Genomic DNA, 15,873 nt, shown 5'->3' on the forward strand with positions numbered 1-15,873 from the left:
CGGGTAGAGAATACCAAGGCGCTTGAGAGAACTCGGGTGAAGGAACTAGGCAAAATAGTACCGTAACTTCGGGAGAAGGTACGCTGGAGCGGGTGAAGTCCTTCGCGGATGGAGCCTGAGCCAGTCGCAGTGACCAGGTGGCTGGGACTGTTTATCAAAAACACAGCACTCTGCTAACTCGCAAGAGGACGTATAGGGTGTGACACCTGCCCGGTGCCGGAAGGTTAATTGATGGGGTTAGCCGTAAGGTGAAGCTCTTGATCGAAGCCCCGGTAAACGGCGGCCGTAACTATAACGGTCCTAAGGTAGCGAAATTCCTTGTCGGGTAAGTTCCGACCTGCACGAATGGTGTAACCATGGCCACGCTGTCTCCACCCGAGACTCAGTGAAATTGAAATCGCCGTGAAGATGCGGTGTACCCGCGGCTAGACGGAAAGACCCCGTGAACCTTTACTATAGCTTGGCACTGAACATTGACCCTACATGTGTAGGATAGGTGGGAGGCTGTGAAGCGGTGACGCCAGTTGCCGTGGAGCCATCCTTGAAATACCACCCTTGTATGTTTGATGTTCTAACTTGGTCCCCTTATCGGGGATGAGGACAGTGCCTGGTGGGTAGTTTGACTGGGGCGGTCTCCTCCCAAAGTGTAACGGAGGAGCACGAAGGTTGGCTAAGTACGGTCGGACATCGTACGGTTAGTGCAATGGCATAAGCCAGCTTAACTGCGAGACAGACACGTCGAGCAGGTGCGAAAGCAGGTCATAGTGATCCGGTGGTTCTGAATGGAAGGGCCATCGCTCAACGGATAAAAGGTACTCCGGGGATAACAGGCTGATACCGCCCAAGAGTTCATATCGACGGCGGTGTTTGGCACCTCGATGTCGGCTCATCACATCCTGGGGCTGAAGTCGGTCCCAAGGGTATGGCTGTTCGCCATTTAAAGTGGTACGCGAGCTGGGTTCAGAACGTCGTGAGACAGTTCGGTCCCTATCTGCCGTGGGCGTTGGATGATTGAGAGGGGCTGCTCCTAGTACGAGAGGACCGGAGTGGACGAACCTCTGGTGTTCGGGTTGTCACGCCAGTGGCACTGCCCGGTAGCTAAGTTCGGAATCGATAACCGCTGAAAGCATCTAAGCGGGAAGCGAGCCTCGAGATGAGTCATCCCCAGGTACTTGATACCTCTAAAGGGCCGTCCGAGACCAGGACGTTGATAGGCAGGGTGTGGAAGCGCTGTGAGGCGTGCAGCTAACCTGTACTAATGACCCGTGCGGCTTAACCATACAACACCCAAGAAGTGTGAGGCCTTGCAGGTCGAGACTACGAAATTCATCAAACCGCAGAAAATTGCTCCTGCATTTTCTGCATTCCCGCCATCCTTGGCGGTCGCTTCTTCCGAATTACAGTTTTATGCCTGGCGGCCATAGCGTTGTGGAACCACCTGACTCCATGCCGAACTCAGCAGTGAAACGCACCCGCGCCGATGATAGTGTGGCAGCTGCCATGTGAAAGTAGGTCACTGCCAGGCACCCAATATAGTACTCCTGACTATACAGCTTTATGCGGAGCGGTAGTTCAGTTGGTTAGAATACCGGCCTGTCACGCCGGGGGTCGCGGGTTCGAGTCCCGTCCGCTCCGCCATCATACAAAAGCCCTGACCTTACGGTCGGGGCTTTTTTCATTTCCGGCTGCGCCGGGCTTGCTGGGTTATGTCGGTGCTGCGCACCTCAGCCTTCAAACACGGTTGCGGGTACCTTTCAGGGCTGCCCTGCTTGCGTAAAATTCCGTACAATGCTCGCCTTGTTTCAAGGGGGACTCATGTCTATCAATTACAACAAACTGGTGTTCTGGAACCTGGCGGCGTTTGCCGTGCTGGGCAGCTGGTTCTGGCTGCCGAACCACGGTTTCTGGTTCGGGCTCGACAAGGCGGTGTTTTATTTCTTTAACCACAAGCTGGGAGAGAGCCAGACATGGGTTAACCTGATCGCGGCACTCAACAACCGGGCCTTTGATGGCGTGGCGCTGCTTGCCATGGGCGCTGTGTATTACAGCTTTTATCGCAAGGCCGATGCCGAACAGCGCCAGCGGCTGGTGATCATCGGCGTATGCATGCTGCTGACCGCAGTCGGGCTGAACCAGCTGGGACGCGCCATTCCGGTGGAGCGCCCCAGCCCGACCCTGACCTTTGACAACGTGCTCAGGCTGACCGAGCTGGCACCGTTCAAGACCAAGGATTCCTCCGGTGACAGCTTTCCCGGTGATCACGGCCTGATGCTGATGATCTTTACCGCTTTCGCCTGGCGTTTTCTGTCTTGGAAAGCCGGCCTCTGGGGTTGTTTATTTGTGGTGGTGTTCTCTGCGCCTCGTGTGATGGGAGGAGCCCACTGGTTCACCGATATCTACGTGGGTGCCTTTGCTGTGGCGGCTTTTGGTCTGGCCTGGCTGTTGCACACCGGATTAATAGACGCGCTGGTTACCAGAATATCTCAGCGCTTTCCTTCACGCTGATCCTCACTGTTTTTCCAGCAGGGCCGGCAGCTGGCGAATGAGCCAGCTCTTGGCCTTGCCCATGGCATCTCTGCGCCAGGCCAGTACCACATTGGCACTTTGTGGTGCTATGCCTGCCACCGCTTTCAGCTCTCCTTGCTCCAATATATCTTCAAGCCAGCTCAGAGGCAGGGTCGAGATCCCCAGTCCGGCCCTGAGCGCACTTATCTTGTCTTGCATGGTGCTGACGGTCAGGCGCGACTGCTTGCTGAATAAATGATAAGTGAGTGCAGGCTTATTGCGTGCCGTGTCAGCCACGGCAATGGCGCGATATTTCTGCAGCGTTTCGTCACTAAGCGGGGCCCTTTCCTGATGAATGGGATGAGCAGGATGAGCAACGTAAATAAAGCTTTCCTGATAGAGCTGCTGCGTTTTAATGCTGCTATGTACCGGCAGATCATGTTGTAGCGCAGCAATCGCCAGATCAGCCCTGCCGGTTTCCAGTGCTTCCCAGCTGCCAGCCAGAATCTCATGAGACAAGCGGATATCGGTATCAGTCTGTTGCAGCAGGGCTTCGAGCGCCGGAAACAGGTGATGACAGGGCAGAATGCCGTCAACTGCTACGGTCAGACTGGTTTCCCAGCCCCGCTCCAGGGCCTGAGCACTTTCTACCAGCTGACTGGATGCCTGTAACAGATGGCGTCCCTGTTCCAGTAACAAACGTCCTACTGGCGTAAAGCGGGTTTTGTGGCCTGAACGATCAAACAGGGTTAAATCCAGCTCGTCTTCCAGTTTCTGAATGGTATAGCTGAGTGCAGAGGGGACCTTGCCCAGCTCATCGGCAGCAGCGGCAAAGCTGCCTCTGCGTTCAATGGCGTCAAGTACTCTCAGTGCATCCAGGGTCAGGGCTTTTTCCCGTTGCATCAAAATTCTCCTAGGGTGCTGAGCAGAGTGGCACCCAGACTGGTAGTCAGCAGAGATCCCAGAGTGGTGACTGCAATAATGTTGGCTGCCAGCACGGCGTTGCCACCCATGGCCCGGACCATAACGTAACTGGCGGCGGCGGTAGGTGACGCGTTGATCAAAAACAGCATTACCAGCTCGGCATCTCTGAATCCTATTGCCCAGCCTCCCAGGGTAATAAATCCCGGCACCAGTATCAGCCGCAGCAATGTAATCACAGGCAACAGGCCGGTGTCTTCTCTGCCGGATTTCAGACTGAGGCTGGCTCCGGTACATAGCAGTGCAAGCGGTAGTGTCATTTGAGCCAGTGATGCGCCGGTTTTCATGAAGACATCTGGCAGTTGCCAGCTGCTAAGAGCAAAGGGCAGGGCGGCAACAATACCAATAATCAACGGATTTTTAACAATGCCAAGCATAATGGCGGCGGGGCGTACTGCGTCACCGGTATTCAGACTGCGGCTCAGGGTTATCACCGCCAGAATATTAAACAGTATGGTCAGACAGGCCACATAAAACGCCATGGCGGCAACGCCCTGGCTGCCATAGGCATTGTTGACATAAGCCAGCCCCACTATGCCCATATTGGCACGAAAAGCCCCTTGTACCAGAATGCCACGCAATGATCTTTTGGGTGTCAGGCGGGTGGCCAGCAACTCCAGTAGCAGGAACATCAGTAAGGTAGCGGCAATACCATATACAATCAGTCCCGGGCTGGCCATCTTACTGATGTCGGCACTGACAATACTGGTGAACAGCAGCACCGGCAGTGTGATGTTAAAAACCAGCTTGCTGGCCCCATCGATAAAGCCTTCATTCATCATCTGCGTGCGACGCAGAAAGAAGCCAAGCAGTAATAACAGGCAGATAGGACCGGTAATTGACAGGGAAAACAGCAAGCTGTTGGCCAAAGCATTCATATTGTAATGAGTATGACGGAAAAATCAGGGATCAAGCATGCAGTGACCGGGCCCTGTACGCAATATCAATGCCAGAGAAGCGTGAAGTCAGCAAACGAAAAAAGGCGCATGAAAGCGCCTTTTTTCGTTTTATGACTGATAATCGCCGGCCCGCTCGGGCTGATACTCCACATCGGTAATGGTAACTGTCAGCGGCCTGCCGTTGGGACCGGGCCATTCAATGCATTGGCCTACAGACAAACCAAGCAGAGCGGTACCAATGGGTGCCAGCACTGAGATTTTGTCTTTGCTGCCATCCATGTCGCGCGGAAAGCAGAGAGTCTTGGTAAAGGTTTCATCACTTCCTGCCATACTGAAACGGATCACCGAGTTCATGGTGACAATATTATCCGGCATCTCCTGAGGAGTGACGATAGTCGCCCGTTCCAGCTCGTTTTCCAGCCGGCGCACTGCATCCGAGTCGGGTTGTTTGTCGAGCAGCGCCTCAAGGCGGGCCAGATCGAGAGTAGAAATTGTTACAGGCGGCAACTGGGCCATATAAACCTCCAACCAAAAAAATCAGGCAACGCCCAAAAAGCGCTGCCTGTATTCAATGACTAAAGATATACCCTAAGAATTCAGATTTGACCAGTAGCGCTCATGGCTATTTTTTCTGTAAGGAAAAGTTCCGTGGCTTGAGGCGAAAACCGCCCTTAATTTGCGTTAAATCAAAAAAGTTCCGTAGCAGTTCGGGCAAACTGCTCTCAGTCGAAACCATCTTGATCAACATATTAAGGACAGAATATGAAAAAAGTTGCTCTTCTGGTCGCTGCCGCCCTGATAGCCCCTTCCGCTGCCTTTGCTCACCAGGCCGGTGATATTCTGGTTCGTGGCGGTGCAGTGACTGTGTCCCCTAATAGCAGTGGTGATAATGTTGGTTCTGGACACTTGGAACCGAACTCAAATACTCAATTGGGCCTTACTCTGTCTTATATGATCACCGACAACTGGGGTGTTGAGCTGTTGGCTGCTACTCCGTTTTCTCACTCTGTAAGTACTCAAGGTTTCGGTGAGGTAGCTAAGATCAAGCATCTGCCGCCGACCCTGATGGGTCAGTACTACTTTGGCAATGCTCAGAGCAAGGTGCGCCCTTATGTGGGTGCCGGCGTAAACTACACCTTTTTCTTTGATGAAGAAGGTCGTGGTGCATTAGATGGTGATGATGTTAGTTTGGACGATTCTTGGGGCCTGGCTGCTCAGGCCGGCCTGGATATGAAGGTTACCGATAATCTGTTTGTAAACGGCTCTATCTGGTATATGGATATTGATACAGAGGTTACTTCTAAACGGTTAGGCAAGACCTATGACACCAGTATCGATCCCATCGGTCTGATGGTGGGTCTGGGTTATCGTTTCTGATTGATTTGCAATACGGGTTGAGAGGGACTAAACCTCGGCAGTGTTTTTTGGGCAGACCATGGGTCTGCCCTTTTTTATTACCGGAATATCATCAAACTGCAGCAACCGGCAGTTCTACCTGCGCTTTTATTTTATCAACAATATAGCCGCCAATAGGAATGGCAGAAGTGGCTGCCGGCGACGGTGCATTACATACATTCAGGGTGCGTCTGGTATTTACAAACAAAAAGTCGTCTACCAGGTTGCCGTCTTTGGATACAGCCTGAGCGCGAATACCTGCCGGATAAGGGGTGAGGTCACTCAGTGCCAGGCTGGGGCAGTATTTGCGTACCAGTTCCAGATAGCCGGCCTTGTTGATGGAATTTTTCATCTCGGTCAGGCCGGGTTTCAGGTTTTTCATCAGTACTTTCAGAATGCCCGGATAAGTGAGCATCTCAAGAGTATCGCTAAGGGAAATATCCCGTTTGTTATAACCTTCGCGTTTGAACGCCAGCACCGCATTGGGGCCCACGGTCACGGTGCCGTCGATCATGCGGGTCAGGTGCACGCCCAGGAAGGGCATGTTCGGATCCGGAATCGGATAGATCAGGTGGTTTACAATCTGATTATGCTCAGGCTTGAGCAAATAATACTCACCACGGAAGGGACAGATCTTGAATTCGGGCTGCAGGCCCAGCATGCGCACTACTCTGTCGGCCATCAGGCCGGAGCAGGACACCAGGAATCTACCCTGAAAATCACCTTGGCTGGTTTGCACCACCACCTGCTCGGCTTCTTCCTTCAGGCCGGTTACTTCTGTACTGTAACGAATTTCGCCACCCAGCCGCTCAAACTCCTTGCCCATGGCCGCGGTCACTTTCTTGTAATCCACAATGCCGCTGGACGGCACAAAAATGCCGCCCACGCCGGTAATGTTGGGTTCGCGCTCCTTGAGCTCGTCGGCATTCAGCCAGTAGCGCTCCAGACCATTGGCTTCGCTTCTGTCCCACAGCGCCTTCATGCGCTCCATTTCCAGCTCGTTGGTGGCTACCAGCAACTTGCCGCACTCATCAAAGGGAATGTCATGCTCACGGCAGAACGCCTTGGTAGCGCGGTTACCCTCAAGGCAGAATTTTGCCTTCAGGCTGCCTGGTGTGTAGTAAACACCGGCATGGATAACACCGCTGTTATGACCGGTCTGGTGCCGGGCCGGGCCACTTTCCTTTTCTACCAGCAACATTTTGCTGTCGGGGTAGGTTTTTTTCAGCTGCCAGGCGGTAGACATGCCGACGATACCGCCACCGATAATAATAAAATCAAACACTGTGCTGCTCACTCTTTGTTAGAGAAGACAACGCCGGGGCGGCCCCGGCGGTCTTAAATCATTGTTTTTAATATCAGGGTGCCGTCGGCACTCTGTCAATGGCTTTAGCCCTGGCGCGGATTTTTCAGGGTTTTGGCGTGAGTAAAGTAACCCCGCTGACGCATCAGCTCACGGCGCAGGCCGTCGTGGGCAGTAAACTTGTCACGGCCGTGCAGCCAGAAATGGTTGTTGATCAGCAAAAATGAACCGGTAGGCACGCGCACCGACAGCCGGTGAACACTGGTTTCCAGCGCTTCAGACAGCTCGGCCAGCCAGACGCCTTCTTCATAGTTCTTGGGCTGCACAAACTGGTCAATGTAAGACATGATGGGCTTGCCACTACGATCGGTATCGAACACGGCGTGGAACACATCCTTGGTGGTGTTCTTGCTGGGTGGTGCTGCCCAGCGCATCACGCGGCGAGCCATAGGATCGGCATAGAAGCGGTCCAGGTGCTCCCAGTCGTCCAGGTGCAGCAGCAAAGAGTTACCGCCTTCCATATTCTGCTCATCAATTTTCAGCATCAGCACATAGTCGGTGTCCTGCTCCACAAAGGTACCGTCGTTGTGCAGCTCCATCACTCTGTGCGCCTGACGCAGGTAGCTGTCGGAGGCATCCTTGTTCTGTACCACAAAGCGGGCGTAGTACTGACCGCTCATGGCATCGAAATTGGAGCGGCCGAACAGATGGGCAACCGCAGTGGTGAATTTGACCATGTCTTCGGCCTGCTCAACCTTGTCCAGACCTTCCGGGGTGATCAGCAGACCACCTGTGTTGCGGTCCACCAGGGTATTTACCAGCAGCGGCTGCAGTGCCTGACCACACAAATCGTTCAGGATCTGGGCAACCCGAAAGCGCAGAAAAGACTTGTATTCCAGCGCTTGCACCGGCCATTCGGCAGTGGCCTTCAGGTAGGCGTTCACGGTGTGCTCGTCAAAGCGCAGCTCCAGCAGGCGCTCAGACTGGGCAGAGGGTGCCAGGCTAAAACCCTGGTACTGGTGATTAACAAAATCGGCGGTAGCAATGTTAGACATCTTGGGGGCTTCCTTGTAATGACACTGTGTTGATGAATGCGATTAATGTCGCTTTATATATAAAATGTCGACATTTTTGATTTGTGTCAATTATTAGTGGTGATTTTATGATCTCCGTTACAATTTCGTTATAATGCGCACCATTCATTCACAGTGAGACATCATCATGAGCAACCCCGAGGCTCCGCGGGAGAACCTGGCCCGCACCGCCTACCAGCAACTGAAACAGGACATTATTGAGAGCCACTTCGGCCCCGGCGAAAAGCTGCTGATGAGCGGCCTTAAAACCCGTTATGGCCTGGGAGTGAGCCCGCTCAGGGAGGCACTGTCGCAGCTGGTATCGGAGCGGCTGGTCACGGCAGAGAGCCAGCGTGGTTTTCGTGTCAGCCCCATGTCGGTGGCCGAACTGCAGGATATTTATGACGCCCGCGCTCAGCTGGAAGGCCTGATCGTGGAGCTGGCCATGACCCGGGGCGACGATCTGTGGGAAGCAGGGGTGGTGGCGGCACATCATGCCCTGGCCAAGGTGACTCAGCTTAATTCGGTGGAAGATCAGCTCGATCAGTGGGATGGCCGGCATCAGGCTTTTCATGAGGCGGTGGCTGCCGGCTGCAATTCGCCCCAGCTGCTGGTGGTACGCCGCACCCTGATGGATCAGGCTGCCCGCTACCGGTATTTATGGCTGAAACGCACCGTGTTCAGTGAACAGGCCCTGGCCGATAAGCAGCAAGAGCATCAGGCGTTGCTGCAGGCCATATTGGCGCGTCAGCCAAAAGCGGCGGCCATGATGCGGGAGCATCTGCAAAGTCCGGTGCCCATCATTACACAAGTGCTGGCTGAGCAGGGTATCAGCTGAATCAGCCCGGCTGTGTTTGCGTGTATTGACTGGTTTTTTACAAGAAGATCTTGCTAACTCAAGTCAAGACGTGTAAATATTCAGACATTCAGATGTCTAAACGTCTTAATGTGCCACCACGGCTCATAAGTCAGCCGCTGGTTTACAGCAGGTGCGGTGATATCAAGGCATAATGGACTCACTTGAAGTAAGCAGTAAGTAATCAGGAGCAAATCATGGGTTTTCACAGTGCGCGTCATGTTGAAGCGCTGAATCAGTCGCTGTCCGAGCTGAATGGCGATATTAATGTGTCATTTGAGTTCTTTCCGCCCAACAGCGAACAGATGGAGCAGACCCTGTGGAACTCCATTGAGCGGCTGAAAACGCTGGAGCCCAAATTTGTTTCCGTGACTTACGGTGCCAACTCCGGCACCCGGGACCGTACCCACAAGGTCATTAAAGACATTCAGGAAAAAACCGGCCTGATTGCCGCCCCGCACCTCACCTGCATTGATGCCAGCCGCGACGAGCTGCGGGGCATTGCCCGGGACTACTGGAACAGCGGCATTCGCCAGATAGTGGCCCTGCGTGGTGATTTGCCCGAGGGCATGGAAAAACCCGATATGTATGCCGCCGATCTGGTCAGCCTGCTAAAGGAAGAGGCCGACTTTGATATCTCGGTAGCCGCCTATCCGGAAGTGCATCCGGAAGCCAAAAGCGCTCAGGCCGACCTGCTCAGCCTGAAGCAAAAAATTGATGCCGGGGCCAACCGGGCCATTACCCAGTTCTTTTTTGACGTGGAGTCTTATCTGCGGTTTCGGGATCGCTGTGCCACCGTTGGCATAGACGCAGAAATTGTGCCGGGCATATTGCCGGTATCCAACTACAAAACTCTGCTCAAGTTTGCCGGTTTCTCCAATGTGCGCATTCCTCGCTGGATGCACCAGCGCTTTGAAGGTCTGGATGATGATCAGAATACCCGTAATCTGGTGGGTGCCAGCATCGCCATGGATCAGGTCCGTGTGCTGAGCCGGGAAGGAGTGAAAGACTTCCATTTCTATACGCTTAACCGCTCCGAACTGACCTATGCCATCTGTCACAGCCTGGGTGTGCGCCCGCCGGTAGCCACCGTCGCCGAGTAAGCCCCTTGTCAGTAAAAGCCCCCGGCAACGCGGTTGCCGGGGGCTTTTTTATGGCCGAAAGCGCAGCAGCCGCAGGGCGTTGAGGGTGACTAACGCAGTGGCACCCGTGTCGGCCAGCACCGCCAGCCAGAGGCCGGTGACGCCGGTAATGCTGGTGATCAGAAATACCGCCTTGAGCCCCAGCGCCAGGGTGATGTTCTGGCGAATATTGGCACTGGCGGCCCGGGACAGCCGCACCGCCTCGGGCAGCGCCGTGAGCCGGTTGTGGGTGAGGGCAGCATCGGCGCTGTCCAGCGCGACATCCGTGCCCTGACCCATGGCAATGCCGATGCTGGCCTGCTTCAGGGCCGGGGCATCGTTAATGCCGTCGCCCACCATGCCGAGGCAATGCTGCTCACTGAGCCGGGCTACCTGCTCCAGTTTGTGCTCGGGTTTAAGGCCGGCACGGTAGTCCATGCCAAGCTCAGCGGCAATGTGCCGTGCGGTTTGCTCATGATCACCGGTCAGCATCAGACTTTTTACTTTCAGCTTGTGCAGGGCGGTCATGGCGGCTTTGGCATCCTGGCGCAGGGTGTCTTGCAGCGCAAACAGGGCGGCAATCTGCTGATTAACCACCAGCACCACCAGGGTGCAGGCGGCGGCCCGCAATCGCTCCATATCGGCGATTTGCTGAGGGCTGAAGTCGGCTTCGGGTAAATAAGACGGCGCACAGAGCAGCACCGGCTGGTCTTGCCAGCGACTTTGAATGCCGGCCCCGGGCAGAGTGTGTTTTTCACCGGTTTCCAGTGCTGCAATCTGCTCCTGAGCGGCAGCATTGACCAGGGCTCTGGCAAGAGGGTGGTGAGAGCCGCTTTCCAGCCCGGCGGCCAGCGCCAGCACCTGCTCTCGCCCAAAACCGGCATACAGGCACAGCTCCCGCAGCACCGGCTGCCCCTGCGTCAGGGTGCCGGTTTTATCAAAGGCCAGCATATTTACCTTGCCCAGTTGCTCCAGCGCGGCACCGCCCTTGATTAACACACCCATGCGGCTGGCCGCTGCCAGTGCCGAGGTAACTGCCGCCGGGGTGGAAATTACCAGGGCGCAGGGACAACCAATCAGCAGCAGCACCAGACCGCGATAAATCCAGGTTTCCCAGCTACCGGCAAACAGCAAAGGCGGCAGCACCGCCACCAGAGCGGCGGTAGCGATCATGGCGGGGGTGTACCAGCGGCTGAAACGGTCAATAAAGCGGGCAATGGGTGCACGGTTGGCGTCGGCGTGCTCCATCAGATGCAGAATGCGGTCCAGGGTGCTGTGGCCGGGTTGTGAGGTTACCGTTAAGCGCACCGACTTATCCACCACCAGGCTGCCGGCGGCCAGCTGAGCGCCGCGCTCATGCTCCACCGGCACAGACTCGCCGGTAATGGCGCTTTCATCAAAGGCAGCCTGCGCATTCAGCAATATGCCATCGGCAGGCAGGCGACCGCCGGGGTGCACTTCTATTTCATGGCCGGGTTTAAGCTCGCTGATAGCCACTTCCCTGATGCCCTCGGGAGTGATCAGCCGGGCTTGCTCCGGCACCAGTGCCATCAGGGTTTTTACGCCTTGGCGGGCCTTGCCGGCGGCCAGGTTTTCCAGCTGCTCGCCAATGCCGAACAACAGCAGCACCATGGCCGCTTCGGCGGTTTCTCCCAGAAACAGGGCCCCGCTGGCGGCCACCGCCATCAGCATTTCAATGGAAAACGGCGATCCGCTGCGGGCCAGCCGCCAGGCCTGACGCACTATGGGCACCAGCCCCCAGAGTGTGGCCAGGGTAAACAGCCAGGGCGCGGCCGCCGGCCACAGCAGCCGGGCCACACCGGCCAGCAGCATCAGCAGCAGCAGGGTTAACAAGAAGGAATAACGCCGCCAGAAAGGCACGTCTGGGGCCGAGGGGGCCTGATCATTAAAGGGAGTAAAACCGGCGGCGTGAATGGCTCTTACTACTTGCTCCCGGCTGCCTTCAGCAGTCAGGCGCACCCGCAGCCGCTCGGTGGCAAAGGCGACCTCGGCGCTGTGCACACCGGGCAGGCGCTTAACGGCGGTTTCTATTTTGCCGGCACAACTGGGGCAGTCCATGCCGTGAATGCGCCAGCGATGCTCGGTGGTATCGGCGATGGGGGCGGCAGCACCGCCGTCATGGCCGACGGCGGTGGATTGATGACAGCTGTTTTGATCACAGCAGTGACGCATGACTGACTCTCCTGATAACACACTGTTGTCAGTGTAAACCCTGGAGCTTAGTCAAGAGTCAACCGGGCAATGCTTACGCCTTCAGTGCCTGCTCCAGATCGGCAATAATGTCGTCGGCATGCTCAATGCCAATGGACAGACGGATCATCTCGGGCTTAACGCCGGCCTGGGCCTGTTCGGCTTCGCTCATCTGGCGATGAGTGGTAGAGGCGGGGTGGCAGGCCAGTGATTTGGTATCGCCAATATTCACCAGTCGCTTGATAAGCTTGAGCGCATCATAAAAACGCACACCGGCTTCATAACCGCCCTTGAGGCCAAACGACAGAATGGCCGAGGGCTTGCCCTGCATAAACTGCTGCGCGCGCTCATAATCGGGATGACCTTTCAGACCGGCGTAGTTCACCCAGTCTACCGCGTCGTGCTGCTGCAGATACTCGGCCACCTTAAAGGTGTTTTCTACATGGCGCTCCATGCGCAACGACAGGGTTTCCAGCCCCTGCAGCAGCAAAAAGGCGTTGAGCGGGGCCAGGGCACTGCCGGTGTTGCGCAGAGGCACGGTGCGGGCGCGGGCAATAAAGGCGGCGGGGCCAAAGGCCTCGGTATACACCACACCGTGGTAAGCGGCCTCGGGGTTGCTGAACTGAGGGAAACGCTCCTTGTGTTCGGCCCAGGGGAACTTGCCGCTGTCCACAATAATGCCGCCCAGGGAGTTGCCGTGGCCGCCAATGTATTTGGTAAGCGAGTGCACCACTATGTCGGCACCAAACTCGATGGGCTTGCACAGCACCGGCGTGGCCACCGTGTTGTCTACCACCAGCGGCACGCCTTGTGCGTGGGCCACATCGGCCAGGCCTTTAATATCAACCACGTTACCCGCCGGGTTGCCGATGCTTTCGCAGTACACCGCTTTGGTGTTGGCGTCGATCAGTTTGGCAATGGCTTCGGGGCTGGCGTTGTCGGCAAAGCGCACTTCAATCCCCATATCCGGCAGCATGTGAGCCAGCAGGGTGTAGGTGCCGCCATAGAGCTGGGGCGTGGTGACTATGTTGTCGCCGTTTTTGGCCAGGGTGATCAGGGCATAGTGAATGGCGGCGCTGCCGGCAGACACCACCAGGCCGGCAATGCCGCCTTCCATGGCGGCCACCCGCTGCTCCAGCACGTCGTTGGTGGGGTTCATGATGCGGGTATAGATATTGCCCGGCACTTCCAGGTTGAACAGATCGGCACCGTGCTGGGCGCTGTCGAATTCATAGGCTACGGTCTGATAAATGGGCGTAGCCACTGCCTTGGTGGTGGGATCCGTGGTGTAGCCATGGTGAATGGCCAGAGTTTCGTCTTTCATCAAAAAATTCGTCCTTGTGCTTTGGTCGGGTTTTCCAATGTAGGCAGTTTGCCGAAGGGAGTAAAGGCCGGAACTAATGCGGCAGTAATACCGTGGCCAGCAGGCCACCCCGGGAGTGATTGCTCAGGTGCAGTTCGCCGCCGTGCTGGTGTATTAAGGTGCGGGCAATGGCCAGCCCAAGGCCTATGCTGCCGTCTTCCAGATTGCGGGCGCTGTCCAGCCGGGTAAAGGGTTTGAACACTTCCTCCAGCTGCTCCTCGGCAATGCCGGGGCCAAAGTCACGAATAAGAATGCGAATATGGTCAGGCTCATCCAGCAGCCGCACTTCCACTCTGTTGCCGTATTTAATGCCGTTCTCCAGCAAGTTCTGCAGAGCCCGGCGCAGTGCCTGGCTGCGGCCATGAAATAAAATGGGCTCGCGTTCTTCCAATATCACCTTGTGGCCGGCGTCCTGCAGATCATCACACAGGCTCTGCACCAGGCTGGACAGATCCAGGTCCCGCATGGGCTCGTCCTGACCGTCGTCCCGAGCAAAGCGCAGGGTGGCATTGAGCATTTGCTCCATGCGTTTCAGCCCCTGTTGCAGCTTGTGCTTGTCTTCCCCTTCGGGCAAAAACTCGCAGCGCAGCTGCAGGCTGGTAAGCGGTGTGCGCAAATCGTGAGAAATGGCCGCCAGCATGCGGGTACGGTCGGTCACAAAGCGGTCCAGCCGCTCCTGCATGCGGTTAAAGGCAGAGAGCGTATCGCGAATTTCACTGGGGCCGGTTTCCGGCAGCGGCTCGGCCTTGTCGCCCCGGCCCAGTTGCTCGGCCCGGCGCGCCAGCTGGTTAAGCGGCTGAGTAATGCGCTGCAGCAGCCAGATCATCAGGCCGGTCAGCAGGGCGGCCAACAGCCCCAGGGAAAACATGGCCCTGAGCGACCAGCCGGTATTTTCTGCATCCACCAAAGAGGTGAAATGCAACCAGACGCCTTTATCCAGCTCAATACCGCCATGGAGCCGCACATCAGGGCCATGGTGATGAGGATGGCGAGGCCGGCGCTCCGGCGGCGGGGGCAGCGCATGGCCGCTGCCGGTTTCTGCGTTTATATGAATGGCAAGCGTCTCCGGATAGCCCAGCCGGTTGCGCACAATGCGCTCAAATACCGGATTGCGCTCACCGTCTTCGGGTGCCTGCCGGCTCAGACTCAGCAACAGGGTTTCGCTGCGGCTGGCGCGCAGCACTTCCCGCTGCAGCTCGGGAGGCGACTGATGTAATAAGCGGGTGACCGCCATCAGCCGCTGCAGAGTAAAGCGGCTGTTTACCAGCCCCAGTGCTTCTTCCCGTTCCAGCCGGTAAATTTGCAGGCTTACCAGCTGCACCAGCGCCAGGGCGCACAAGGCCACCAGAATAATCTGGCCGGTGAGGCTGCCCAGCCAGAAGCGCAGCCGCTGCTTAATCTTCATGGTGCACATCCGCTGCCAGCATATAGCCGCCGCCCCAAATGGTTTTGATCAGTTCCGGGTTTTTGGAGTCGGCTTCCAGCTTGCGCCTGAGCCGGCTCACCAGAGTGTCGATGGCACGGTCAAAGGCCTGGGCTTCCCGGCCCCGGGCCAGATCCAGCAGCTGATCCCGGCTCAGCACTCTGTTTGGGTGCTGGGTAAAGACGTGCAGCAGATCAAACTCGGCGGTACTCAGGCTGATAGTAATACCATTGGGGCCGGTCAGCTCCCGGCGTGCTGTGTTCAGCAGCCAGTGCCCAAAGCGTAATTTTTTTGGCATATCGGCAGTGTGATGATGCTCGTTACCATGCTGGCGGCGCAGCACCGCCTTGATGCGGGCCAGCAGTTCGCGCGGATTAAAGGGTTTGGGCAGGTAATCGTCGGCCCCCATTTCCAGGCCGATAATGCGATCCGTGTCTTCGCCCATGGCAGTGAGCATAATAATGGGCACCTGATTGCCCTGGCCTCTGAGTTCCCGGCACAGTGTCAGGCCGTCGTCGCCGGGCAGCATTAAATCAAGAATAATAAGATCGGGCTGGTGGCGGGCCAGATGCTGGCGCATGGCATGGCCATCGGGCACCGCCTGCACCCGGTAGCCATGCTGCTCCAGAAAGCGACGTAATAAATCGCGAATTTCTCCGTGATCGTCCACCACCAGTAACTCTTTACTCTTGTTCATTGTGCTCTCCTGCCATACCGGGCTCAGTATAGGTGCCGCCATGGCG

General features: G+C 56.4%; 13 protein-coding genes, 1 tRNA gene and 2 rRNA genes (1 of these 16 running past the window's edge). 7 read left to right on the forward strand and 9 right to left on the reverse strand.

Features of this window, described 5'->3' with window-relative positions:
* From N2M06_RS01340 to N2M06_RS01355, 4 genes are all read left to right on the forward strand, one after another.
* A 23S ribosomal RNA gene (locus N2M06_RS01340) occupies window positions 1-1,280 on the forward strand; it begins 1,608 nt to the left of the window's first position.
* 130 nt (window positions 1,281-1,410) lie between these two features.
* Window positions 1,411-1,525, forward strand: a 5S ribosomal RNA gene (gene rrf, locus N2M06_RS01345).
* A 36-nt stretch (window positions 1,526-1,561) separates the two neighbouring features.
* Window positions 1,562-1,638, forward strand: a tRNA-Asp gene (locus N2M06_RS01350).
* A gap of 177 nt (window positions 1,639-1,815) precedes the next feature.
* Window positions 1,816-2,505, forward strand: a complete 690-nt coding sequence (locus tag N2M06_RS01355) for a phosphatase PAP2 family protein (RefSeq protein ID WP_346351374.1) — start codon at window positions 1,816-1,818, stop codon at window positions 2,503-2,505.
* Window positions 2,506-2,508: 3 nt separating this feature from the next.
* Here the strand turns inward: N2M06_RS01355 and N2M06_RS01360 are convergent, their stop codons facing one another.
* The 3 genes from N2M06_RS01360 to rnk all read right to left on the reverse strand — a co-directional run bounded on the left by N2M06_RS01360 (window position 2,509) and on the right by rnk (window position 4,901).
* The gene (locus N2M06_RS01360) at window positions 2,509-3,408 is read right to left on the reverse strand and encodes a LysR family transcriptional regulator (RefSeq protein ID WP_346351375.1); all 900 of its coding nucleotides are present in this window, start codon (window positions 3,406-3,408) and stop codon (window positions 2,509-2,511) included.
* Window positions 3,408-4,364, reverse strand: a complete 957-nt coding sequence (locus N2M06_RS01365) for an AEC family transporter (RefSeq protein WP_346351376.1) — start codon at window positions 4,362-4,364, stop codon at window positions 3,408-3,410. Before N2M06_RS01365 ends, N2M06_RS01360 begins: the two co-directional genes overlap by 1 nt.
* Before the next feature lie 129 nt (window positions 4,365-4,493).
* Window positions 4,494-4,901, reverse strand: coding sequence for a nucleoside diphosphate kinase regulator (gene rnk / locus N2M06_RS01370; protein ID WP_019935818.1), 408 nt, complete (start codon window positions 4,899-4,901; stop codon window positions 4,494-4,496).
* 246 nt (window positions 4,902-5,147) lie between these two features.
* On the opposite strand from rnk, the gene N2M06_RS01375 reads away from it, so the two are divergent.
* Entirely contained in the window at window positions 5,148-5,762 is a 615-nt protein-coding gene (locus N2M06_RS01375) for an OmpW family outer membrane protein (protein ID WP_346351377.1), read from the forward strand.
* A gap of 91 nt (window positions 5,763-5,853) precedes the next feature.
* Here the strand turns inward: N2M06_RS01375 and lhgO are convergent, their stop codons facing one another.
* A complete protein-coding gene (lhgO, locus tag N2M06_RS01380; RefSeq protein ID WP_346351378.1) occupies window positions 5,854-7,065 on the reverse strand; it encodes an L-2-hydroxyglutarate oxidase in 1,212 nt (403 codons plus the stop codon).
* Window positions 7,066-7,169: 104 nt separating this feature from the next.
* On the reverse strand, window positions 7,170-8,138 hold the full coding sequence (glaH, locus tag N2M06_RS01385; protein ID WP_346351379.1) for a glutarate dioxygenase GlaH: 969 nt from the start codon (window positions 8,136-8,138) through the stop codon (window positions 7,170-7,172).
* Window positions 8,139-8,304: 166 nt separating this feature from the next.
* Here glaH and csiR point away from each other — a divergent pair, with 166 nt between their 5' ends.
* Together csiR and metF are read left to right on the forward strand one after the other, a co-directional pair.
* A complete protein-coding gene (gene csiR / locus N2M06_RS01390; protein WP_346351380.1) occupies window positions 8,305-8,994 on the forward strand; it encodes a DNA-binding transcriptional regulator CsiR in 690 nt (229 codons plus the stop codon).
* A gap of 215 nt (window positions 8,995-9,209) precedes the next feature.
* Complete coding sequence (gene metF / locus N2M06_RS01395) at window positions 9,210-10,115, forward strand: methylenetetrahydrofolate reductase (RefSeq protein WP_346351381.1); 906 nt, start codon at window positions 9,210-9,212, stop codon at window positions 10,113-10,115.
* Between the two features lie 48 nt (window positions 10,116-10,163).
* Here metF and N2M06_RS01400 read toward each other — a convergent pair whose 3' ends face one another.
* The 4 genes from N2M06_RS01400 to N2M06_RS01415 all read right to left on the reverse strand — a co-directional run bounded on the left by N2M06_RS01400 (window position 10,164) and on the right by N2M06_RS01415 (window position 15,827).
* Window positions 10,164-12,326, reverse strand: coding sequence for a heavy metal translocating P-type ATPase (locus tag N2M06_RS01400; protein WP_346351382.1), 2,163 nt, complete (start codon window positions 12,324-12,326; stop codon window positions 10,164-10,166).
* A gap of 73 nt (window positions 12,327-12,399) precedes the next feature.
* Window positions 12,400-13,668: an O-acetylhomoserine aminocarboxypropyltransferase/cysteine synthase gene (locus N2M06_RS01405; protein WP_346351383.1), complete on the reverse strand. Its 1,269-nt coding sequence runs from the start codon at window positions 13,666-13,668 to the stop codon at window positions 12,400-12,402.
* Between the two features lie 73 nt (window positions 13,669-13,741).
* Window positions 13,742-15,112, reverse strand: a complete 1,371-nt coding sequence (locus tag N2M06_RS01410; protein WP_346351384.1) for an ATP-binding protein — start codon at window positions 15,110-15,112, stop codon at window positions 13,742-13,744.
* On the reverse strand, window positions 15,102-15,827 hold the full coding sequence (locus N2M06_RS01415) for a response regulator (protein WP_317074598.1): 726 nt from the start codon (window positions 15,825-15,827) through the stop codon (window positions 15,102-15,104). The genes N2M06_RS01410 and N2M06_RS01415 overlap by 11 nt, the downstream gene beginning before the upstream one ends.
* Window positions 15,828-15,873: the final 46 nt, after the last annotated feature.

It is taken from the genome of Oceanimonas sp. AH20CE76 (genome assembly GCF_039654065.1).
GTDB lineage: Bacteria > Pseudomonadota > Gammaproteobacteria > Enterobacterales > Aeromonadaceae > Oceanimonas > Oceanimonas smirnovii.